The organism is Bacillus chungangensis (assembly GCF_030812995.1).
Taxonomy (GTDB): Bacteria; Bacillota; Bacilli; order Bacillales; family Bacillaceae_C; genus Bacillus_CF; species Bacillus_CF chungangensis.
Genome location: NZ_JAUSTT010000007.1, coordinates 49,130 through 71,619, shown reverse-complemented (window position 1 = coordinate 71,619; position 22,490 = coordinate 49,130). Strand labels below are relative to the sequence as shown.

General features: G+C 37.5%; 25 protein-coding genes and 1 tRNA gene. 9 read left to right on the top strand and 17 right to left on the bottom strand.

Features of this window, described 5'->3' with window-relative positions; all coding sequences use genetic code 11:
• Positions 1–253: 253 nt before the first annotated feature.
• The 12 genes from J2S08_RS07235 to J2S08_RS07180 all read right to left on the bottom strand — a co-directional run bounded on the left by J2S08_RS07235 (position 254) and on the right by J2S08_RS07180 (position 11,444).
• The gene (locus tag J2S08_RS07235) at positions 254–2,170 is read right to left on the bottom strand and encodes a XylR N-terminal domain-containing protein (RefSeq protein WP_307228090.1); all 1,917 of its coding nucleotides are present in this window, start codon (positions 2,168–2,170) and stop codon (positions 254–256) included.
• A 23-nt stretch (positions 2,171–2,193) separates the two neighbouring features.
• Positions 2,194–2,463: a 2Fe-2S iron-sulfur cluster-binding protein gene (locus J2S08_RS07230; RefSeq protein WP_307228089.1), complete on the bottom strand. Its 270-nt coding sequence runs from the start codon at positions 2,461–2,463 to the stop codon at positions 2,194–2,196.
• A 117-nt stretch (positions 2,464–2,580) separates the two neighbouring features.
• Positions 2,581–4,056: an aldehyde dehydrogenase gene (locus J2S08_RS07225; RefSeq protein ID WP_307228087.1), complete on the bottom strand. Its 1,476-nt coding sequence runs from the start codon at positions 4,054–4,056 to the stop codon at positions 2,581–2,583.
• Positions 4,028–4,291 carry a 4-oxalocrotonate tautomerase gene (locus J2S08_RS07220; protein ID WP_307228272.1) on the bottom strand — a complete coding sequence of 88 codons (264 nt, stop codon included), beginning with the start codon at positions 4,289–4,291 and terminating at the stop codon, positions 4,028–4,030. The genes J2S08_RS07225 and J2S08_RS07220 overlap by 29 nt, the downstream gene beginning before the upstream one ends.
• Positions 4,292–4,300: 9 nt before the next feature.
• On the bottom strand, positions 4,301–5,089 hold the full coding sequence (locus J2S08_RS07215) for a 2-keto-4-pentenoate hydratase (protein WP_307228086.1): 789 nt from the start codon (positions 5,087–5,089) through the stop codon (positions 4,301–4,303).
• Between the two features lie 21 nt (positions 5,090–5,110).
• On the bottom strand, positions 5,111–6,121 hold the full coding sequence (dmpG, locus tag J2S08_RS07210; RefSeq protein WP_307228084.1) for a 4-hydroxy-2-oxovalerate aldolase: 1,011 nt from the start codon (positions 6,119–6,121) through the stop codon (positions 5,111–5,113).
• 14 nt (positions 6,122–6,135) lie between these two features.
• A complete protein-coding gene (locus tag J2S08_RS07205) occupies positions 6,136–7,020 on the bottom strand; it encodes an acetaldehyde dehydrogenase (acetylating) (protein ID WP_307228082.1) in 885 nt (294 codons plus the stop codon).
• Positions 7,021–7,809, bottom strand: a complete 789-nt coding sequence (locus tag J2S08_RS07200; protein ID WP_307228080.1) for a 2-keto-4-pentenoate hydratase — start codon at positions 7,807–7,809, stop codon at positions 7,021–7,023.
• Positions 7,810–7,825: 16 nt separating this feature from the next.
• Positions 7,826–8,740, bottom strand: a complete 915-nt coding sequence (locus J2S08_RS07195) for a catechol 2,3-dioxygenase (protein ID WP_307228078.1) — start codon at positions 8,738–8,740, stop codon at positions 7,826–7,828.
• Between the two features lie 7 nt (positions 8,741–8,747).
• Entirely contained in the window at positions 8,748–9,182 is a 435-nt protein-coding gene (locus tag J2S08_RS07190; protein WP_307228076.1) for a GlcG/HbpS family heme-binding protein, read from the bottom strand.
• A 155-nt stretch (positions 9,183–9,337) separates the two neighbouring features.
• Positions 9,338–9,820, bottom strand: a complete 483-nt coding sequence (locus J2S08_RS07185) for a flavin reductase family protein (protein WP_307228074.1) — start codon at positions 9,818–9,820, stop codon at positions 9,338–9,340.
• Positions 9,821–9,929: 109 nt separating this feature from the next.
• On the bottom strand, positions 9,930–11,444 hold the full coding sequence (locus J2S08_RS07180) for a 4-hydroxyphenylacetate 3-hydroxylase family protein (protein ID WP_307228072.1): 1,515 nt from the start codon (positions 11,442–11,444) through the stop codon (positions 9,930–9,932).
• 671 nt (positions 11,445–12,115) lie between these two features.
• On the opposite strand from J2S08_RS07180, the gene J2S08_RS07175 reads away from it, so the two are divergent.
• Positions 12,116–12,736, top strand: a complete 621-nt coding sequence (locus J2S08_RS07175) for a PepSY domain-containing protein (protein ID WP_307228069.1) — start codon at positions 12,116–12,118, stop codon at positions 12,734–12,736.
• Positions 12,737–13,228: 492 nt separating this feature from the next.
• Here J2S08_RS07175 and J2S08_RS07170 read toward each other — a convergent pair whose 3' ends face one another.
• A complete protein-coding gene (locus tag J2S08_RS07170; protein ID WP_307228067.1) occupies positions 13,229–13,657 on the bottom strand; it encodes a hypothetical protein in 429 nt (142 codons plus the stop codon).
• Positions 13,658–14,072: 415 nt separating this feature from the next.
• Between J2S08_RS07170 and J2S08_RS07165 the strand changes: the two genes are divergently transcribed.
• A complete protein-coding gene (locus tag J2S08_RS07165) occupies positions 14,073–14,216 on the top strand; it encodes a hypothetical protein (RefSeq protein ID WP_307228065.1) in 144 nt (47 codons plus the stop codon).
• A gap of 390 nt (positions 14,217–14,606) precedes the next feature.
• Here J2S08_RS07165 and J2S08_RS07160 read toward each other — a convergent pair whose 3' ends face one another.
• Positions 14,607–14,750: a hypothetical protein gene (locus J2S08_RS07160; RefSeq protein WP_307228063.1), complete on the bottom strand. Its 144-nt coding sequence runs from the start codon at positions 14,748–14,750 to the stop codon at positions 14,607–14,609.
• Between the two features lie 367 nt (positions 14,751–15,117).
• On the opposite strand from J2S08_RS07160, the gene J2S08_RS07155 reads away from it, so the two are divergent.
• The 3 genes from J2S08_RS07155 (at position 15,118) to J2S08_RS07145 (ending at position 16,758) form a co-directional block, all read left to right on the top strand.
• Positions 15,118–15,190: transfer RNA gene (locus J2S08_RS07155), tRNA-Arg, on the top strand.
• A 521-nt stretch (positions 15,191–15,711) separates the two neighbouring features.
• Positions 15,712–15,912: a RidA family protein gene (locus J2S08_RS07150; protein ID WP_307228270.1), complete on the top strand. Its 201-nt coding sequence runs from the start codon at positions 15,712–15,714 to the stop codon at positions 15,910–15,912.
• A 171-nt stretch (positions 15,913–16,083) separates the two neighbouring features.
• Complete coding sequence (locus tag J2S08_RS07145; protein ID WP_307228061.1) at positions 16,084–16,758, top strand: SOS response-associated peptidase; 675 nt, start codon at positions 16,084–16,086, stop codon at positions 16,756–16,758.
• A gap of 1,041 nt (positions 16,759–17,799) precedes the next feature.
• Here the strand turns inward: J2S08_RS07145 and J2S08_RS07140 are convergent.
• Positions 17,800–18,081 (bottom strand): hypothetical protein, encoded by a 282-nt coding sequence (locus J2S08_RS07140; RefSeq protein ID WP_307228059.1) that lies wholly within the window; start codon positions 18,079–18,081, stop codon positions 17,800–17,802.
• Between the two features lie 70 nt (positions 18,082–18,151).
• Positions 18,152–18,640 (bottom strand): hypothetical protein, encoded by a 489-nt coding sequence (locus tag J2S08_RS07135; protein ID WP_307228057.1) that lies wholly within the window; start codon positions 18,638–18,640, stop codon positions 18,152–18,154.
• A gap of 571 nt (positions 18,641–19,211) precedes the next feature.
• On the opposite strand from J2S08_RS07135, the gene J2S08_RS07130 reads away from it, so the two are divergent.
• The 4 genes from J2S08_RS07130 (at position 19,212) to erm (ending at position 21,898) form a co-directional block, all read left to right on the top strand.
• Complete coding sequence (locus J2S08_RS07130; RefSeq protein WP_307228055.1) at positions 19,212–19,406, top strand: DUF4017 family protein; 195 nt, start codon at positions 19,212–19,214, stop codon at positions 19,404–19,406.
• A 520-nt stretch (positions 19,407–19,926) separates the two neighbouring features.
• Entirely contained in the window at positions 19,927–20,208 is a 282-nt protein-coding gene (locus J2S08_RS07125; RefSeq protein ID WP_307228053.1) for a hypothetical protein, read from the top strand.
• The gene (locus tag J2S08_RS07120; protein WP_307228051.1) at positions 20,201–20,467 is read left to right on the top strand and encodes a spore coat protein; all 267 of its coding nucleotides are present in this window, start codon (positions 20,201–20,203) and stop codon (positions 20,465–20,467) included. The genes J2S08_RS07125 and J2S08_RS07120 overlap by 8 nt, the downstream gene beginning before the upstream one ends.
• 555 nt (positions 20,468–21,022) lie before the next feature.
• Entirely contained in the window at positions 21,023–21,898 is an 876-nt protein-coding gene (gene erm, locus J2S08_RS07115) for a 23S ribosomal RNA methyltransferase Erm (protein ID WP_307228049.1), read from the top strand.
• Positions 21,899–22,143: 245 nt separating this feature from the next.
• On the opposite strand, the gene J2S08_RS07110 is transcribed toward erm, so the two are convergent.
• Positions 22,144–22,392 carry a hypothetical protein gene (locus J2S08_RS07110; protein ID WP_307228047.1) on the bottom strand — a complete coding sequence of 83 codons (249 nt, stop codon included), beginning with the start codon at positions 22,390–22,392 and terminating at the stop codon, positions 22,144–22,146.
• Between the last annotated feature and the right edge of the window lie 98 nt (positions 22,393–22,490).

Sequence of the window (22,490 nt, the reverse complement as noted above, 5' to 3'; positions counted from 1 at the left end):
ATGTCGGTCACAAAGGCGTTGCAACAGGACAAGGAAAGCTTCGGCAGCGATACATCGCACGAAGAAAAGCGGTTTCCTTTTCGAGGACGTTGCGATCCTAGCCTTCGTTCTAATTTCTTATCAGTGGGGGATGAGAGAAAACCCCTACTCATGGAAGTTTCACTTTATCATTTAAAGTAAACTTTTTTAAGGGAAAATGATCATATATACTGCTTTAAATGGCTTCTGAAACGACGATTACGATTCATGCATTCTAAATAGACGGCTGTTCCAAATTTAATTCGCCTGTTAACATCAATGCCTGGAGTGATAAGAACAGCTGGTAATTGACAACAGGATTTCTTAGTTCTTGTCCTATCGTTTTTTCCATTTTGCGAATTCTGTAACGCAAACCACTAATCGATAAAGATAAGTCTGCAGCTGTCAGCTCCAAATTCCCACCATTAGCCAAGAAGAAATATAACGTTTTTAAAAGGTCATGCTTTCTTTCGTCTATCGGCTGATAAAGGGATCCTAACGTATATTGAGCCATCTGCAATACCGCTTCCTTATTATTGTCATTAATTAAAGAACCGACAATTCCTAAAGATTCAAAGGTAGCAATTGCCTTCGTTGGCATCGTCATTCTCACCGCTGTAAGCGCTTCCTTATAATGCCGAGGTGCATATTCAATTTTCTCTCCTTTCATGCTGATGCCAATCTGAAAGGAAGTTTGTGGAAATAAAGCGATTAAGTACGCTAGGATCTCTTCACAAAAAGGCTCAATTGCCTGTTCCTTTAATAATTCCGTTTGTATTAGAAAAAAGAGACTATTTGATCGTTGTCCAAGCAGCAAATTAAGTTTTTCTTTTTTAAAAAAGTGGCTGATTTCCTCGAGCAGTTCTTCATGAAAGGCGATATCGTTTTGGAGATGATACTGTGCAATATGATAACGGATAACGACAATGTAATAAGGCTTTGCTAAATCAAGATGTAAATAATTTCCCCTTTTTAAGACTTCTTTTTTAGAGCGGTAATGGCCTCCAATCAGTTCTTCTAAAAAATGGCCTTTTACACGTTCTGCTGCTTCAAATTTTGATTTTTCATTAAGCAAATAGATAGAACAAATCGAAGATACACGCTCAATGATCATATAAGCAATATCTGTACACATTTTGTTTGATGCAAAAAAGAGAAACGAGCAGTACCCATAAATCTTCCCCTGTAGAAAAACAGGAGTAATAAGGCGCTTAAGTTCAGTTGTCTCTATCATTCTCGTTTTTGTAAAGGGACGAAATGTTTGATCATTTTCAAGAAATAAGGAAAAATTCTTTTTATCTAAATAAGACTGCAACGATTGGCTTGCAATATGATAATGATGATCAACAAGACCAGAGGAAGCTAGTGGACGGAACTGAGCATCTTCAATTAAAATTGGAATTTCCATTGTCTCATAAACGACATTCGCAATAGATTGGAGGTCATTGCCTTGAATAATTTCTTCCGTAAGTTTCTTATGAATTTTCGCTGTTTGTGCTAAGTTATTTCGTTCAGATAATAGTTTTTCGTATGTTTCTTCCAACTCCTGAACGATAGGTGTTTCTTTAAAGTGCATCAATTCACTTTCGATTTCTGGGCCCCAGCCATCAATCGGCTTCCCAATCCAGCGGCATTCCGCATCGCCCTTTCCTTCACAAGCAATTTCTTTAAAGATCACCACTTTTTTAAATAACTCGGAAATATAACCACTCGCATAGCCAACTAGTGTGTAGCAAACAGGCTGATGAGATTGACCAAACAAGCGAATATGTTCGGCTGCTTCATATGATGATTTCCACGTTCCTTCCATGCTAATGAAAGGACATTTTTGCGACTCATCTATTTGGATTTTCGTACTTCTTGCCATCACATGCCCCTTCATCGAATGGAGCATTGGTCCATACTCAATCATTTCCTCAATGCAGTGGATATTTTTCTTTTTTACCTTTTTCCCATCAGTGCGTCCCAACTCCCAGCCATAGCGAAACAAAAAACCTTTCATTCTTTTCATTCCAATATTATCAATTAAATCTTTTCTAAGTTCTCCAAATGCTGAAATGGAAATAAAGATATGTCGATCATCGTCCATAAATATAAGCTCTTTGTCCTTTGTAAAAGTAAAATTGCTGGCAAGTTGATTATCAATTTCCATTCATCATTCACACCTTTATATTCTCAATTTTCTATCAATTTTAATTGTAGATCGCTTAATGGATACGTTTTGCAAGTAAGTACATACTTATTTACTCTTTCTTCATCAGCGAGCGCACCTTTGGAACATCTGCCAATTTTATATTCCCCCTGTACTACTCGCATTTTACACATTCCACAGCCGCCATTTGCACAGCCATAAGGAATTTGTACTGCTTTTTTTCGCGCTGCTCCTAATATACTCTCATCCTCTTTGCATGTAAATGACTCATTTCTAAAGGAAATTTGATACATCCTTCCATTCCTCCTCTAAAAGAAATAGATGAAAGAAGACTGTATCAAGATGAGCAAGTCGGAAATGCATTTCCTCCCAGTTTTATACTCATTGCTATACAGTCTCTCTCTGTTTCATTATTTCAATGCAATACAAATATTTTTAGACTCTGTGAAAAACTCTAAGCTGAATTTTCCTCCTTCTCTGCCAATTCCGCTCTTTTTCATCCCGCCAAATGGTGCACGCAGGTCACGAACAAACCAGCAGTTGACCCAGATTGTACCTGCCCTTACGTGATGAGAAATTCGGTGTGCCCGCTGTAAATTATCTGTCCAAACTACAGCATTTAAACCATATTCCGTATCATTGGCAATCTCTAAAGCTTCTTCTTCAGTATCAAAAGGAATGATCGTTACAACAGGCCCGAAAATTTCCTCTTGACAAATTCTTGCTTGTGGATTTTCTTGTACATAGATCGTAGGCTCTAAATAATAGCCATCTTTCAAATAACCTGGCAGCTCAGGCCTTTTCCCGCCGGCAACAAGCGTTGCTCCTTCTTCTTTTGCAATCTCAAGATAACTGCTCACTTTTTGATAATGTTCATCGCTTACAAGCGGTCCCATATTCGTTTTGCTATCTTGGGGATCACCAACCTTTAACGCATTAGCAGCTTCTTTAAACTTTTCAACGAAAGCATCTAAAATACTCCTTTGAACTAAAATGCGTGATCCAGCTAAACAAACTTGGCCAGAGTTCATAAAGGCGGCAGTAATTGACGTTGGAACTGCTTTTTCAAGGTTCGCATCTTCAAAAACAATGTTGGCTGCCTTCCCGCCAAGCTCAAACGATACTCGTTTTAATGAATCTGCTGCACTTTTCATAATCGTTTTTCCAGTCGTTGTCTCGCCTGTAAAGGAGACCATGTCTACATCTGGATGCGTCGTCATATATGCACCAGCGGAGTTTGCTCCAAAGCCTTGAATGACATTCACAACACCGTCTGGAATCCCAGCTTCCTTCGCAATTTCGCCAAGTAAAGACACAGTCATCGGTGTATGTTCTGCGGGTTTAATAACTGCTGTGTTGCCAGCTGCCAAACAAGGGCCAAGCTTCCAAGTAGTCAGCATAAGCGGCAAATTCCAAGGAGTAATTAAAGCAGCGACTCCAACTGGTTCATATCTAGTATAATTAAGGTATTCTTCATCCATTGGGAACGTTTCCCCTCCCTGCTGCTCCATAAAATCAGCAAAAAAGGTTAAATTATACGCCGCCCGAGGAATTTCTCGCTCATAGGCGATTGGGTAGGGCTTCCCTACATCTAATGCTTCCATTCTTGCAATCTCTTCGCGACGTTCCATCATTATCTCTGCCATTCTACGAATCTTTGCACTTCGTTCACTTACCGGCATCATTCGCCAAGGTCCGCTTTCAAACGCTGCGCGGGCAGCACGGCAAGCACGATCGACATCTGCCTTTGTTGCTTCGTGTACCGTTGCAATCACTTCCTGTGTTGCAGGATTTTTAACAGTGAACGTTTTATTTTCACTTGATTCTACATATTCTCCGTTGATGAATAATTTAATTTCACGTACCTTTGTTAAAGTTTGCTTCACTTGGAATCGCCTCCTCTTTCTTTTCTCGACGTTTTCTAACCGACTGTCCAGCAATTCCCCAATGTTCAGTCGGCATTTCATTAATAAGCACACGAACTGTTTCCAATGGCGCTTCGAGCACTTCAGAAACTGTCTGCGACACTTCCTGAATCAATCGCTCTTTTTTGTCGGCTGGGCGGCCTTCCATCATATGAATTTGAATGATCGGCATATCAAAACTCCTTTGCTGTTGTATCTGCTTTTATCAACAAAATGATGCAGAAACACTGCCAATTCCGTCAAAGCTAACAGAAACGTGATCGTTCGGCTGAATGTCTATTGCACCTGCCAAAGCACCACTAAGCACAACATCACCTGCTTGGATCGTTTTTCCGGATTGACTAAGTTTATTTGCTAGCCACGCAATTGCACGGGCAGGATGCCCCATTACGGCTGCCCCTGTACCAGTTGATACGATCTTTCCGTTCTTTTTGAACACCATCCCCATCAGCGCCAAATTAAATTCAGTTGGCTTAAAAAATTGATCTCCGATGATATAACGCGAGGAAGAAGCATTGTCAGCAATCACATCCGGCAATGTAAATGAAAAATGTCGATATCTGCTATCGATTATTTCCAAAGCAGGCGCAATATAGCTAGCAGCCTCTAATACTTGCGGAACCGTAATATGCGACCCCTCCAAGGAGCGATTAAAAATAAATGCAATTTCTGGCTCAATTTTTGGATGAATGAGGTTAGCTAATGAAATTGGTTCATTTTCAGTACAAGCCATATTAGCGAGCAACGTTCCATAACATGGCTCATCTACATTCATTTGCTTCATTTTTGCTTCGCTTGTTAACCCTAATTTACGACCGACAATTCTTGTTTGCCCTGTTTCACATTTTATTTCTATGAGGCGTTCAGATATTTGATAGCCAAGCTCTGCATCCAGCTCGGAATATGCGGCAGTAAATTTATCTACTTCCGTTCCTGTGCTTTCCGCCTCAAAAAGTGCTGTTGCTACTTTTTCTATCAGTGCTGTCTTTTTCAATGCTTTCCCTCCATCTTTCTACTAGCTGCGAGCAATTTCTGCTGCAACTTCCATAATTAAGTCTTCCTGTCCTCCAACCGCTTTCCGCCTACCGAGCTCAATTAAAATATCTCTTTCGTCCACTTGAAAACGTTTTGCTGCTGCACCCGCATGTAAAAGAAAACTGGAGTACACGCCAGAATAGCCTAAAATTAAACTACCGCCAGTGATTTCCTGCGGCCGCGGCATATAAGGGGCTACCACGTTATTGGCAACATCCATGATTTTGTATAAATCAACACCCGTCTCATAACCTAAACGATCTAACACTGCTGCCATTACTTCTGTCTGTGTATTCCCGCTTCCTGCTCCTAAACAACGAAGACTGCCGTCAATGTACGAAGCTCCTGCATCAATTGCCGCTAGCGTATTCGCAAGGGCTAATGACAAATTGTTATGGCCATGGAAACCAATTTCAATGGACAATGACTGACGCAAAGCGCCAATTTTCTCCGTCACTTCATACGGCAGCAACGCTCCAGCAGAATCAACTGCATACACAATTTCAGCGCCATACTCCTCAAACAACTTTGCCTGCTCAACGAGCTTTGCTGTTGGCGCCATATGTGCCATCATCAAAAACCCGACTGTTTTCAAGCCAAGCTTCCTGCCCAGCTCAATATGCTGTTTGGAGACATCTGCCTCTGTTACATGAGTTGCCACTCTCACCATTTCGGCACCTGCCGTTACTGCTGCTTCTAAATCTTCTTTTACCCCAATGCCTGGCAGCAGCAAGACGGATATTTTCGCTTGCTGGCAAACCTCTTTCGCAGCTGCGATTAACTTCAATTCATCTATAGCCGAAAACCCGTATTGCAAGGAAGAACCACCGAGACCATCGCCATGCGACACTTCAAAGTATGGCACTCCCGCCTCATCCAATCCCCTTGCTGTATCGCGGATTTGTTCCTCTGTAAAAGCATGCTTCATCGCATGGCTGCCATCCCTGAGCGTCACATCAACTATTGTTAAAGCAGCTTTTTTTGCTGTCATCTCGCGTCCCTCCTTTATTGATTTTGTAAAATGGCGAATTGCTTCTTAGCGAATTCCTCACCGACCTTCACTGCAGCAGCCGTCATAATATCAAGGTTCCCTGAATAAGCAGGGAAAAAATCGCCCGCTCCTTCTACTTCAATAAAAACAGATAATCGTTTGCCATCAAAAAGCGGCACTCCTCGCAATCGATAGCCTGGCACATATGCCTGAACGGCTTTCACTGTCTCTTGAATCGATGCTATTATTTCCGCCTCTTTTCCTTCTTTAGCAACAAGGGCATGAATCGTATTTCTCATCATGATAGGTGGTTCAGCAGGATTCAAAATAATAATCGCTTTTCCTTTTTTGGCACCGCCAATTACTTCAATTCCCCGAGCTGTCGTTCTTGTAAACTCATCAATATTCGCCCTCGTTCCCGGCCCTGCACTTTTACTGGCGACAGTAGCAACAATTTCTGCATATTCAACCGCGGCCACTTTACTAATCGCGTGGACAATTGGAATCGTTGCTTGTCCGCCGCAAGTAATCATGTTGACATTTTTTTCATCTAAATGTGCTTGCAGGTTGGCAGCAGGAACTGCAAATGGCCCGATTGCGGCTGGCGTTAAATCAATCACTTTTTTTCCAATTTTTTGTAAGAGGTGATTGTGCTCTGCATGCGCTTTTGCCGTCGTAGCATCGAATACAATGTCAGCAAGATACGGCTTTTTTAAAAAGCCTTCTATTCCGCAATCAATGGTTTCGTATTCTCGTTCAAAGGCTCTCTTTAATCCTTCTGAATCAGGATCAATCCCAATCATAGCCGACATTTCAAGATATTTGCTTCGTTCCAGCTTATACATTAAATCAGTTCCAATATTTCCAGATCCTATAATGGCCGCTTTGACTTTCTTCATCTAGCTCATCTCCTCCTTTGTGAACGATACACTGACAGAACCAATATGAGCGAATGAAGCACTAAATACATCCCCTTCTTGAACTGGCACTGCTTTTGCCAAAGCACCAGACAGTACAATTTCTCCTGCATTTAACGAAATTCCAAAGTTTCCAAGCGCATTTGCCAACCATACGACTGCTTGTAGTGGATTTCCCATTACAGCTGCTCCCGCTGCCGTATCAATTTGTCTCCCATTCTTCCATACATTCATCCCAATATGAGCAAGATCTACCGCTGCTAATGGAGTTGGCTGCCCGCCAAGGATTGCCCTTGCAGAGGAACCATTATCTGCTACGGTATCTGCAAACTTAATGTTCCAGTCAACAATCCGGCTATCAATTAATTCAAAAGCTGGTACAACGTAGTCTGTTGCAGCAGCAACATCTACGGCTGTAATCCCAGGACCTCGCAAGTCTTGCTTTAAAACGAAAGCAATTTCTGATTCCAGCTTTGGTTCGATAAATGAATCTAAAGGAAGCGTGTCTCCATCTACATACATCATATCGTCTAGCAAATGACCATAATCTGGTTCATTCACTTGAAACATTTCCTGCATAACAGCACTTGTCAAGCCAATTTTCTTCCCAACAACCTTGGCACCTTTCATCACCTTTAGAGCTACCTGAGCGAGTTGAATTTGATAAGCATCCTCTGCTGTTAGATTAGGATTTTGCTTCGTAAGCGGTTCAATTGGAACACCGCTTTTCTCCGCCTCTAATAATGCCGTTGCTATTCTTTGATAGTCCATTCACTTATTCACCACCTTACGTTAACGCTTTGGAAAATGATTCGATCATTTCGCGGCGATGATAGAAAATTCCTGTCCCAATTTTGTCTTCTGTCCACGTAATCGTTGGGAAATCCGCATAGGATAAATAGCCGCTGGCAAAAGCTTCATTGCGGTTCCCTGACGGATCAAAGAAATAGACGGTTTGTCCTCTTGTAATCCCATGGCGAGTAGGGGTTACTTCTACTTGTACTTTGTTTTTTGATAAAATGTCAGCGGCTTTTAACACTTCATACCAATTGTCGACAAAGAAGCCCGCATGATGAAATTTGTTATCAGGACCTTTTACAAAAGCCAAATCGTGCGCCTTGTTAGTGGCCGATAAAAAGCTGCCAACCATCGTTTCGCCATCAACAGTGACAATTTTTTCGGTTTGGTGAAAGCCGAGTACTTCTTTGAAGAATCTTGTAACCGTTTCCAAATCATCGCCTGTTAATAACGTATGATCGAGGCGGTGAGGCGCTATTCCCCGCAAACCATCCGGCCATGGATGGGGATTAAACGTACCAGTTGAAGTGCCGACCTGTTCTATTTCTGTATAAAGCTCCATACTATGGCCTGTTGGAATCTCGAAGCGAACAGCTTGCCCTTCTGCTAAACGGGTTCGGTCTGTAATACGTGTAAGCGTACAGCCAAATGCTTCGATTTTCTTTTCTAGTTTTTCTAATGCATAAACGTCCGCCACTTTAAAACCCATGTGATCCATGCCAGCTCTATCAGATTTTTGAAGAATAATGCTATGATGATCATATTCATCCCAAGCTTTTAAATAAATGCGATCTTTGTCGCGGCCAGTTTCCTCTAAACCAATGACATTTGTGTAATAATGGATAGATTCTTCTAAATCAAGTACCCGCAGCTCTAGTCTCCCAATTCGCATAATTCCGCTCATGCCTTTTTCATCCCTTCATTTGATAAGATTGTAAAACTTGCAGTGCTGCTTGACAGCAAAGCTGATCTTCTTCCTCTGAACCGCCGCTGACGCCTATACCCCCAGCCAAAAAATCGTTCCAATAGATTGGGTATCCGCCGCCAAAAATAACGAGTCGATCTGTATGCACGATCCCTGTTTTTAATGCATCATTTTCTTTAATCAATCCATACCACTCATGAGTTGGTATCCCAAATGCAACAGCAGTGTAAGCTTTATTCTGAGCAATCTTTATACTTAAGATGGCAGCATGATCCATTCGTGAAAAAGCTGTCAAATGCCCGCCTTCATCCACAATGGCTATATTGACGGTAATCTTTAACTCCTGCGCCTTTTTACTTGCTGCTTCGATCATTTCAAGTGCCAGAGCATTGGAGATCGCTTTTTTTTCAATCATTTTCATGAAATACCACCCCTCCCCTTTTTCCATTTCTTGTAATATCGTATGTTCTTCTAGAATAGTTTCATAGATTACATTTAAATGATCACTTCTGAAATTACAGATTTCATCACTTTGCTTTCTGCACTAAGTATGAACTTTTACATTAATCGAGAAACTTAGACTAATAGCTGCTCCTCCCAATCTTTGATGCTCCGGTACTTTCCACAATAAAATAGCAGTGGATCGCCTTCTCTCATTTGTAATTCATCTACTTTGCCAACAAACAAAATATGATCTCCTGCTTCATATTCCGCATACACTTGGCAAGCAAGCGTTAATAATGCATCTTGAAGAACCGGCAGCCCATTCAGTCTCGCAAAACTTACCTTCTCATGCTCCTTTAACTGCCCAGCAAATATCATTGAGTATTGTTGCTGCTCTTCTGCTAATACATTTACGGCAAACATATTTGATGCTCGAATCTTTGACAGCATATTTGCTTTTTTATCTATTGAAATAAGAATGAGCTTTGGATCAAGTGACACAGACATAAAAGCATTCGCAGTCATTCCATGTATCTCACCAGCCATCTCTGTTGTAAGAACGGTAATGCCTGTTGCAAATTTTCCCATTGCCTGTCTAAACGTCCTGCCATCCATTCATTTCCCTCCTTTTTCTAGCTTTAAGTCATCATGAACTCTGTAATTCTCAAGAATCTCCTTAGGGTCTAACGACTTTTTTCATGTCTTTCTTTTGTCAAAGAATGTTTCAATTTTGCAACTGCGGCTCTTTTTCTGTTTGCATCCACGTTTTATTCGTCCAGCCTTTTAAGTTATAGTCAGCCATCGCTTGTTCGGCAAATGCTTTGTATTGGCCAGCATTCCCAAGTGCATCCGCATATTTCAATACTTCGAGGCGTATATTTTCATGATTCCCTCCATAATTAATTTCATATAATTCATGTCGGCCGCCAAATTCTGAACCAATCGCATCCCAAATCATTTTCATTAATTTCGTTCTCTCTTCTGCGTCCACCCCATTGGAACCGCGATAATATTTATCTAAATAAGGACGCAGCTCTGCATTTAAAAAATCTTGAGAACTTGAAGGCAACTGGATTAAGCCGCCAGCAACGATTTTTTCAAAAACCTCCACCATTTTTGGCCAAACCATCGGAGCCAAGACTCGATATGCTGCTCCGTAGTGACCGTTAGGAATAACAACACCATTTGGCCCCTCCTGTGGATTCATAGCCATTGCGTCTGACATTGCCCAAAATGTATTGCGCCACGCTAAAATTTCGCCAACATGTGCCTGCACCCCCCGAAAGACACTAGAACCAGCAGTCTCTGTCGCTTTCATTAATAGACCAGCCATAAAATCGAGCTTTACCGCAAACCGTGTACAGCCATGGAAAGTAAAGCGATTAAAGAAACCTGTTTCGACAAAAAAGCTATTGGTCACTTCTACATTTTTGTAAGTTAACACATCTTCCCAAGGAATAAAGACATGATCCAGCACAATGACGGCATCATTTTCATCAAAACGGCTGGACAGCGGGTAATCAAAAGGGGTGCCGCTTTTTGCTGCCAGCAATTCATATGATTGCCGACTAATCATTTTTACTCCCGGTGCGTTCATAGGCACAAAGAAAATTAATGCATGGCTCTGATCTCCATCCCCTAAATCTGTTGGAGCATAATTAGAGACAAAATTGTAGTGCGTTAAAGCCGCTGCTGTCCCGACCATCTTCGCACCACTAACGATGATGCCGTCATCTCGTTCTTCTACTGCTCTTACAAATACATCTTTATTTTCATGCAGTGGCTTCGAGCGATCCAGCATCGGATTAATAATCGTATGGTTGCAAAACGGCACTTCCTTCACCGCTTTTTTATACCAATTGCGAGCATTGTTTTCGAAGCCTTTATAATAATCGGCAAATGGCTCTAAATGAGCAGTAAAAGATGCTTTATAATCTGGCGTTCTGCCCATAAAACCATAGCTTAACCGCGACCACTCTGCTATCGCATCTCTAGATTCAATTAAATCCTGCTTGCTTTTAGGAGCTTTAAAAAACTTATGTGTTCTATAGCCATCTTCTGTTTTTGTCGTTAACACATCTTTCGTATCAGGATCATGAAGTGCATCATACATCCTCGCATAAGATCTTGCTGCATTTCGGTAAGCTGGGTGTGTTGTTACATCTTCCACCTTTTCCCCATTTAAAAAAACGACCCTGCCGTCCCTCAAGCTTTCTAAATACTCTTTCCCATTCATCATGAAGTTTTTCCCCTCTCCTTTTATACGTTTTTCACAGTGTAAACCCTTGCATATCCTTATCATAAATATTTCTGATTATTTAAACAATGACAATTAGTGTCTAAAATTGCCACTTTTTTAAACACTTTTTGCTTAAAAATGTTTAAATGAATAAAGTGAAACTTCCATCAGTGGGGAATTTCTCTCATCCCCCATACAAAGATGTCGCAACGCTAGAGTGACCTACGTCCTCGAAAAAGAAGTTCACTTTTTCTTCGTGCGATGTTGATTCAAGAAGCTTTCCTTATCCTGTAGGCCCGAACCAACCGGACATTTGACTTTCAGTTATCCCCCACCTAGCGCTTCTGTTTCCTCTTACTCTTAAGGCGGGGTCTTACTGCCAGTTAGATGTTGGATAAAAAATAAATAGATTTTTCATCAGTTTTCACAATATAATAAAAAAGTGGCTTTTAATGACAGTTAATAAGCAATTGAAAAATTTACTGAGGGAATAGAGAAATTTTCGGTATAAATTGGATAAAGGACGTAAATATTAGAATTACATACATATTCAAAAAGCAACAAAACGAGAAAAGCTATATCCGAAACGATAATATAAGCATTTAACGTGCGTCCGCTTCTGTTCGGATATGTAACATCATCTATAACAAAATGTAAAGTAGGGATAAAAATTGAAGAAAAAAATCTACAATATTTTAGGAGCTTTCTTGTTAATCGGTCTTATTACAGCTTGCGCCAACAACAATACGCCAGAGGATGCCTCTCCTGATCGCACACAACAGGATCAAAATACGGATCAAAATCAAAATACGGAACAGGATCAGAAACAGGAAGAAGATCTTGAAACCATTGATTTTAAGCTCTCTACTGATGAAGCACTCGAAATTGCCAAAGAAAAAAGCGAAGGCGATGTAACGGAGCTAGGCGTAGAGAAAGAAAACAATCGATATGTATATAAAATTGAAATGATGACAGATACAGAAGAAACAGAAGTAAAAATCGATGCAGATACTGGAGACATCTTAAAAGAAATCACAGAACCATTGGATCAGGATGAAATAAATACGGAAAGGCAAAGGAAAAAAATTGATTTAACTAATACAATCGGCCATAAAAAAGCTATCTCTATTGCAAAAAAAGAAGAAAATGGAAATGCAATTGAATGGATGTTGAAGCGGGAAAATGGCCCCACTTATTATGAAATTGATCTGTTAGATGAGCGGCAAAATGAATTTGAGATAAAAGTGGACGCACAGAGCGGGAATGTTTTAGAAGTTGACAAAAACGATTAATTGATATTGATGTGCCTTTCTTAATCAAGACTTAAAAAGTGAAGTGAGGGGTTTTCTCTTATCCCCCACTTATAAGAAGTAGAACAAAGGGTAAGATCGTGAACGTCCTCGAAAAAGGAAACTGCTTTTTCTTCCCTTATCCTGTCCGGCTCATTTGACTTTTAGCTATCCCTCACCTAGCGCTTCTGATTCCTCTTACTCTTAAGGTGGGGGGCTTGACTTGCCAGTTAGATGTGGGATAAAAACTGCGTGATGAATGAAAGCAGGGATTCTTTTCTCCTGGCAGAGAAATGTATGAATGGGAGTTTTTGATTAAAGAAGCTTTCTCCAATAGGGAATGACTGTCGGTTCTAAACATCCATTTACTAAATAGATGTGGAAAAAAGATCGCACGAAAAAAAAGCATGCGTCGAGCACTTGACGCATGCTTGGTTTTTAAATAAAAGCATTTATATAGGAGTGTAAGCGCTCGTGAAGCCCCTAATCTATAAGCTACTTGTTGATCTCTTTATATACAATGACTTTTAGCGCTAATATTTCTTCCTCAGTCAGTTTACTTTCCATTTCGTTTAAAAGTGCTTGTTGTTCCTCAGGCGAAAGCCCCTTTTGCACTTGAGATTGTATATCCATTAATTCACTAACACTAAATTTTCCAATTAAAGCCCGCATTGCTTCTTCCTTTGTTGTAAACGGCAGCTTACTTTCATCAACATGCTCCGCTTCTTTTATAAAGTCTGTGAGCATCGGATCATCCTCTATTTGCTGGATTATTTCTTCTTCCAACTGTTCATTATTCTCCAGCTGCTCTGAAATGATATCTATCGCCTTATCTGAAGCATACTTTGTTCCAAAATAATAGACACTATATCCTAATCCACCTAAAATCAACAATGTAATGAACAGAAATTTAATTAATCTCATCTTTTTCCCTCCCAGCAATCAATCATCAATATACTATATCTCACTAAAAAGAGAAATATTTTTTGAAAAACTATAATGAGGAAATATATGTATGCAGTCTTTTTAAAATACCTAAAACCCGTTTCTGGCCTGCCTTTTCTACAAAGAGAGCTTATTTTACAATTCTGTTTGTCATCACAAGGCCTTTTATACCTGAAAAAGGGGGAGCTTCTGTTATAAACGATGCAAAGATCGAAAAAAGATTCGCTGTATCACTGCTGAAGATTTCCTTATTTTATCGCGATCAATCAGAAAATTTACTTATTTAGAACCATCTATTACCATAATTAAACATTCACGACATTATAAAACACTTTAAAACAGACCATTTATACTATATAATAAATAGTACCATTATCCTAAGGATGTGCTAATAATGATCCATGATGAAGAAATTTTATTATTTACTAAAGAACTTGGACGTCTTATACAAGATTATTATAACTGCGAATGTGAAAAAATAAAAAATGACATTTATAATGATATTTTATTATTAAGTGAAGTAATCAATCCAAAATAAGCCATTTGCTGCCATCACCTATTCTTTCTTCATGAAACTACATCCCCCCTTCCATATCATGTATTATAAGTATGTTCGATCGCAGCAATTACCCATCATTTTCTTTCTTTTCTAACAATTAATCTCTTTTTTTTTAAGCATTTTAAGCCCCAGCCACTCTGTATACTATATCAACTATTCAAATATAAAAATGACGAAAAATGAACCTCGTAATCGAAAATGAAAACTACAACGGTATATAGACTTTATAAACGGATAAAAAACAGTAATGAAACTTGGTGTAGGAGAGAGATCTAAGATCATAAGAAGAAATACATGAGGAAAGTTCAAAAAAACACTTTTAGGTCGCTAAACAGTAAAATGGCACCTATCGATTGGGTGCCATTTTAATCAATTATCTTTATTCGGTGGTAAAGCGTCAACCTTAGAAGCATCTCTGGAATCAAGCGTTTTACTTAGGAAATACATTAAAATCCCACCAAACAGTCCCAGTATACCCACTATGCCAAACGTAATAACCCACAAATCTGCCATCCTGAACCCTCCTTCTGATTGAGAAGCTTTAAGTGATGTGATAAACAATGCTTGAAGTTTGCATAAAAACCAGCTCAAAAAAGAGGTATTATGCAGTACACTTCGAAGATTCTTTTTAACAAAAAGCAGCTTTTTGCTTAAATCCTCTCATTCTCACTATTAGTGTAACACATATATAACAAAGATTGTACTTGATGAAAGTAAACCCAAATTAGCTAGCTCTATCCCTTTTTGCTCTAAATAATAAAACTAATAAATGGGAATAAAAGGTGCATCTTTTCAAAATCAATATCGTATTATATAATATTAAATGACGCTAATTGTTGTTTTTAATTTACTTTCATTCCTGCATCCATTATCGAACAATGGCTCCGTAGCTCAGAGGATAGAGCGTCGGTTTCCTAAACCGTGCGTCGCAGGTTCGATTCCTGCCGGGGCCGCTGCTTACACATCCAGTGAAGACAAGGATTACAGCTATTTCTGTTCCCTTGTCTTTTTTCGTGGAAAAGGTGAATTGGTCACCTTTAGTATACTAAAGCATTCCTTTAACTTAAAATATCTATGAATATATGATTAATACTCCACTACTTCAACTGCAAGTATATCTTCAAACTTTATTTACTGTACTTTCATCATTCTGATCTTTCAACCTTATTTTTTTCCTCCTCCTAAACTGTTCTATGATCGAGTTTCATTTTTCAAACGTCTATTAACTGAATTTTATTGATATTTAAAAAACTAATGTATATCATGAAATTAAATCAATCTGAGGAGGAGAAGAAATTAAAAAAGCAAATCCTGAAAACCTATCACCCCCAATAGCTCAATATCATCACGTTACAGTCATTCCTAAAGACGCTGAATTAGTTGTATTATCAGGACAAATTGGTAATGATAAAAATGGCATACTGCCAAAAGATATTGAAATCCAATTTGAAAATGCACTTGAAAATATAAAAGCATTCTCGAAAGCGAAAGTGTAGATATAAATAATATTTTTAAAATTAATTTTTGGCTAACGGAAGATATTGAAAAAAATATTTTCTCTGAAATATGGGCTAAATTCCATAAGGGACATCCACCTGCAACAACTAAAGCATTCGTATCAGCACTAGCAAATCCAGATATTAAAATTGAAATTGAAGCTTGGGCTGCTAAATAATATCCTAGTCATTTTAAAAGTGTCCTAGGACACTTTTTTAATTATGATTCTTCCTGCTTATCCGGTTGCATATTATGTCCGGAAATATACATTAAACAAAATTACTTCTTTTTCGTCAAAAACTACACATCGTTATAGTTAGTCAAAAATTTATTTTACAGGAGTGATACTATGTGCGGCCGCTTTACTCTTACTGCTCCAATCGATCAAATACAAATGAGATTTGATATCGAACAGTTCATTGACGAAGACTTATACTCTCCTAATTACAACGTTGCTCCTTCTCAGTCTGTGCTTGCCGTCATCAACGATGGTACTAATAATCGCCTAGGCTACCTCCGTTGGGGTTTAATACCTCCTTGGGCAAACGACCCGAAAATCGGCTACAACATGATCAATGCCCGTGCCGAGACTTTGGCCGAAAAACCTAGCTACCGTCATGCCTTTAAGAAAAGACGTTGCCTAATCCTTGCTGATAGCTTTTACGAATGGAAACGTCATGACGATAACACTAAGACTCCTATGAGAATTAAGTTAAAATCCGACGACCTCTTTGCAATGGCTGGCATCTGGGAAACATGGAATTCACCAGACGGTAATCGAATCAACTCATGTACTGTCATCACTACAAAGCCTAACGAACTTGTAAAAGCCATCCACGATCGCATGCCCGTCATCCTTAAACAGAAAGATGAACAAGTCTGGCTAGATAAATCGATTACTGATACCGATCTGCTTCATAATCTATTAAAGCCATACGACGCAAATTCTATGGAAGCTTATGAAGTATCTAGCCTTGTTAATTCACCTAAAAATAATTCAGTCGACTTAATACAGAAAATCTAGGGGAGGGGGATTCTCTCTTTAATCGAATTTATCCAAATGTATAGAAATGGATGTAATAATCCCTCGGTACAAGATCCGCTTTTTGAACCATCCTTTATTACCTTGTACCTCCTTTTAAAACAAAGCCTATCCATTTAATTCACTTTCATTGCTCTCGTCTTGCCTCTAATAACTGTTCCCTGTGTTCTGGCAGTATAATGCGGCTAGATTAGGTACATTAAATTGTTTCCTGGGGTTAATTTGTTTTTCTTCACTTTACCACATAATCGAATGTTTGTTCTTATTATATACAAACATTATTCCCTAAATAGAAGTAATTATTGTAAAATATAAAAGGATTTGAAATAATAGATAGCAGAGGTAGCACCCTTTTGTAATTAGATTTTATATTTGCACGAGAGGTTTCAGTAAATAAAAGGTAAGAAAAGGAGATTGAACAGTGGGAACTTTAGTTTGTATCTTAATCATATTAGCAATATTAGGGATGGGGTTTTTTATAGACGTTTGGGGAATAAAGATATTGGCTAAATATATAAAGTCTAAGTATGCTAGGTAAAATTGAACGTGCATTAGTGAAATTTGGTATGAGAAAACAAAGTCTGAGAAAACGCATCTTAGTTTTGCCATATCTGTACACTGTTTTATTGATAATGTTTGGTCACCTATACGACTCGATCTAAACGTTATTACCGCGGAAAATAAAAGCTTATCAATGAGTTACGGGCAAGGCAATATTCGAAATATACAAGGAATTTGCGAATAATTTAAAGTTCGTGTACTATATACGGGACGATTGCACTTGATGACTATAAGATTAGATTAGAGTAGAAGTAGATGAAGAGAATTCTATGAGTAGCAACCAAATATTTGGATAACTTCCTCTATCGGTTCCGTTGGCTTGATATAGGTAAATACTTAGTATTTGATAAATGGGTGGAATAAATACTTATTTCAGCGTGTTAGAAATCCAACTATGCAATGGTTGAAATGTTTTAGAAGTGGATAAAAAAAGACCTCAAATTAGAGGTCGCTTTATTTCAATTAGGCAACATTATTTAAATTTTTAAGTAACACTTTGTGTAATCTTTTTTCGCACTTCATGTTATAGGAATCCTTATCAAGTTTATTGCTTTTAAATTTCCCGATCGCTTGACGAACATCGTTATTATGAATGATTAGTTCCCTATACTTTTCATTATGAAGATAGTTTTGGAACCATTGATATTTTTTTAGATGCATTAGATTTCTACCTATGTCTTCTTCAGATACCTTTAGAAAAGGTATATGAAGAGTAAGGTTTAACAAATCCAGTATAATTCCCAAGGTTATCCACTCCTCTCATAAAGTATTTGTAAAGAAATACGTTTAAGGTGACAAAAGGTTTCAATATCATTTATTGAATTTCTACAACAAATGTATAGGAAACTTCGCCGTTAACTTCCTGGTTAGACCATTTTGCTAAAACTTCATATATATATTTACCTTTACTTGAAGGAACCGTTATTTGATTTGCATGAAGATTCATTTCTTTTTCTATTCCGTTTTGATTCCATAGGTAAACAGATAATTGAGGATTTTCTTCTATTTCAATATTGATTTTTTGATTCGGTTCTAAAGCAATAGGTTTTATTTTTTCAGCTATTTGGTTTGGAGACGCAGCATCAGTTTGTACAATCTGAGTATTTAAGCCTTTCTCTCTTTCCCATTTATAACCTCCTGAGACTATTTCATATTTCGTTCCATTAGTATGGATGAATCCTGTCATAGAAGGGGGAAACTCATTTTCTTTTCCTTTTACTTCGTTAACAATTTCGTTTGAACAACCAGATACCCAAAGTAAGGAAAATACTAACATTGCAATGAACAGATGTTTTAATTTCAAAAAATCCCTCCTCTTTTAATAAGACGATCGTCACCATATAAAGTTTCATTCATAGCTTAACTATCCAAATGTTTTCCCTATCGTATGTGTCCTTACACTTTTCATTTCTGTAAAGTCGTCATAAGAAGTGGGGTATGTTTAAAAAGCTGATAACTGCGAAATAAATTTAATTGTAAATTAATTGGAAGTAGATTAAGAAAAAAAAGTTAAAATCAATAATAGGATTAATGAATTTTTGGTTTATAGTAAAAATGGCACTTTTAAAAAAAGAAAATCCTTGGGAAAATAAAGTGAAACTTCCATGAGTGGGGGTTTTCCCTCATCCCCCACTCATGGTTAGTTGAACCAATCGGACATTTACTGGCAGTTATCCCCCACCTAGATTTCTTCGATTCCTCTTAAATCTTGAGGTGGGGGTCTTACTGCCAGTTAGATGTGGGATAATTTTGAGTCTGTAGATTTGATACTGATTCCAAAGAAAAGGCAGAACAACAGTTTGGTGAATCAGGAGGTTATTTTAATAATCACTTGATGATATTAGCTATAAAATCTAAGAAAGGAGCGGAACCTAATGAAAAATATTATTCCGCCATTAATAGTCTATTTAATTTTATGTATAAGTGCAGTCTTATCTCCAACATCTGATGGTTACAATACAATAGGTTGGAAATTTTTGATTGGACAACTTTATGCAATTCCAATCTCAATTGTTGTTGCTTTAGTCACATTTTATGCAAACAAAAAACTTTTAAAAAAACAAAAATAGACGCTATCTATCGTGATCGCTTTCCTTCATTAATTTTGTTGGAAATTATCGATAAAACTATTTTCCTAATAAGGGTTTGACAAATAATAATTGTTTAAGTTCACCTCACTATTTTAAGACCCTTTCCTTTAAGTTGGTCTTGAAGTAATAACTAATTCACAACGAAAGCTCAGTTATAGATATATCCGACTTCCCATCTAGATTCCAATAAAGTTGCTCTCATCATCTTTTAGCTTGGATAATGAACGACAACTCGACCTTTTATACCAACCCCTTCATTCCTTTAATCCTTTTATTATGGAAGAAATGTTATTTCGCAACCCATTTGCCACGGCTACCATTTCCTATCGCAATTGCGCCGTCTTACGTGACTTCTATTTCTTTTTAAGCAAATCCCTTCTCCTTACATAAGTGAAAATCCCTTGATTTTATATAGGCAATAGCACATTTAAAGTGAATGATGAACGTCTAGTTAAAGATCAGTATATACTTTAATAACAACAATTTGAGGAGGTTTGCAATGTACTACTATCACAATTATCCTTACAGCGTTAGAACATATGAAAATGCTTACCATAGACAAAATTTAGCCCCACATGAGACGTTAGAGCTACATGAACTTCTAGCTTCAAAAACTGGGTCACTTTACAATATGAAAAAAACACTTCCTAAGATCACAGATCCGGAACTAAGAGAAATTTATAAAGAAGCCATCCAGTTATACAGTTCTCACATTCGCCAATTAGTTGGGTTGTTACAAGATAGAGCGTACGTTCAAGAAGGGAATGAATACTATGCCTGATGTTGTGAACAAATTTGCTGCTGGAAGCCTATTAGGAACTACGAAAAATGCAATCAGAAATACAAGTATTGCAATAACAGAGACATCTACTCCTTATGTAAGAGAGGTATTAACAAAACAGCTAAATCAAGATATTAAAGCACATGCGAGAATTTTTAATTACATGCTCTCTAAAGGTTTATATCCTAGTTATAATATTGATAAAGTCATTCAAAATGATATAAAAAACGCCAATCAAGTTTTGAAAATGAAAGGATAACAATAAAAAAACATCCTCATTTACCGGAGTCTTTTTATATTCGGATCACATCCATTTTTTAGAGAATCAAGACGATGCTTTATAAAAATCGTTATTCGGATAATCTTGTGGAAAAATTTACTAACAGGAGAATAGTTGAATAAGTGTTAATTTTCTTTGACTTTTTCTAAAAGGAACTCTATAATAAGCACTGTACTTTTAAATGTAAAGGAGGATTATTAAATATGTATTTTGTCAGACTTCGTTTCCCAACTTTGAACTAGTAATTTCATACGTTCAAAGGCTCTGTTTGTGTATGCAGAGTAAACGGGATCAGTCTGTCCTTTTTTAATAATCTTCATTTTGCATAAAATATGTAATATGTAGAAAGGCGGATCGTTCTGCCTTTTTTATTTATGTTATGTATCGATCTGCTTTTTTTGTTTAGCAAAAAGAGGTTTTATTTGGCGATGGCTACCTTGGCATTAATCTAATAAGGATAGGTCTTCTTCCCTTTACTCTGAATCACAGGCAGATAGCCTGTGATTTTTTTATTTTTCGAAAGGAAGAGATAACATGACCAAAAAAATTCATAAGTATAGCAGGAAAAAGTTAAGCCGTGGGGAGCCTCCCAATTTTTCTGGACAGCATTTATTGCACAATAAAAAGTTGCTTAATGAAATTGTCGAATTAGCAAACATAAGCACAAAAGATACCGTTTTAGAATTAGGTGCCGGAAAAGGTGCTTTGACAACAATACTGAATCAAAGCGCTGGAAAAGTATTGGCTATAGAAAATGATATTAAATTTATCGATATTTTAAAAAGAAAAACAGCTCAAAAACAAAATACAAACATTATTCATCAGGATATAATGAAAATACAATTGCCAAAGGAAAAGTTTGTTGTTGTGTCCAATATTCCATACTCCATTACAACACCTATCATGAAGATGCTTCTTAATAATCCTTCAAATGGCTTTCAAAGAGGGGTTATCTTAATGGAAAAAGGAGCAGCAAAAAGATTCACATCAAGATCAGTAAAAAACGCTTATGTTTTAGCTTGGCGAATGTGGTTTGATATACGTTACGTTAAAGAAGTTTCAAGAGATTATTTCTCTCCTCCACCGAAAGTAGATTCTGCAATAATCAAGATAACACGAAAAAAAGAACCGGTAATTCCATATAAAGATTACATTGCTTTTCTAGGTCTTGCAGAACATGCTTTAAAAAAACCACAATTTCCTATTGATTTTGCTTTAAGAGGAATATTTACACTACCACAAATCAAGCATTTGAGAAAAAATTTAAAAGTAGATAAAGGAACCCCTGTTGGAACACTCAGTGAAGGTCAGTGGGGAATTATATTTAAAACAATGATTCAGTATGTGCCAAGATTTTACTGGCCGAGAATAAAAAAGAGAAATTTAAACCGTTTTTTAAAGCGTTCTTAAAAAGTGTTTCACTTTAGATGAAACGTGTTTTTTTATATGATGGATAATAAAGGACTGCCCCTAAGGTAGAGATTACTTAGGGACAGTCTTCTCAATCTTGTATCTATAAACATTTTAAAAATCGGTTAAAAATTTAGTCAATATCAAAATATTTAAATTTTTCATTATAAAATATAGATGCAAATGCTTTTTTTATCTTATGATTGCTCAAAATCAGTATAATGAATGACAAAAACATTTTAGCACTACTTTTCGTCATCCCTTCTCATCACATTTTTTCCTCCACTATAAAGTCCTGTTGCTGATAATCCTAACATAATTCCGACAAGTATACCTTGTTTCCAATCATAGTTAGTCAAGTAGACAACACCTATGACGATGCCAAATACAACTGCAACGATCGGTGAGTATTTTGCCTTCATCCCACTTATTTTGAACAGTTCCACTATTCCCAAAATAAGCGGAATAATAAAAACGTTATACACTTCAAGCATATTCTAATCAACTCCTTTCTATAATGTACAACGTTTTAATATTGTAAGGAACGGCATTACTCCTATAAACATTGCTTTTTATCAGTCATCCATTCAAA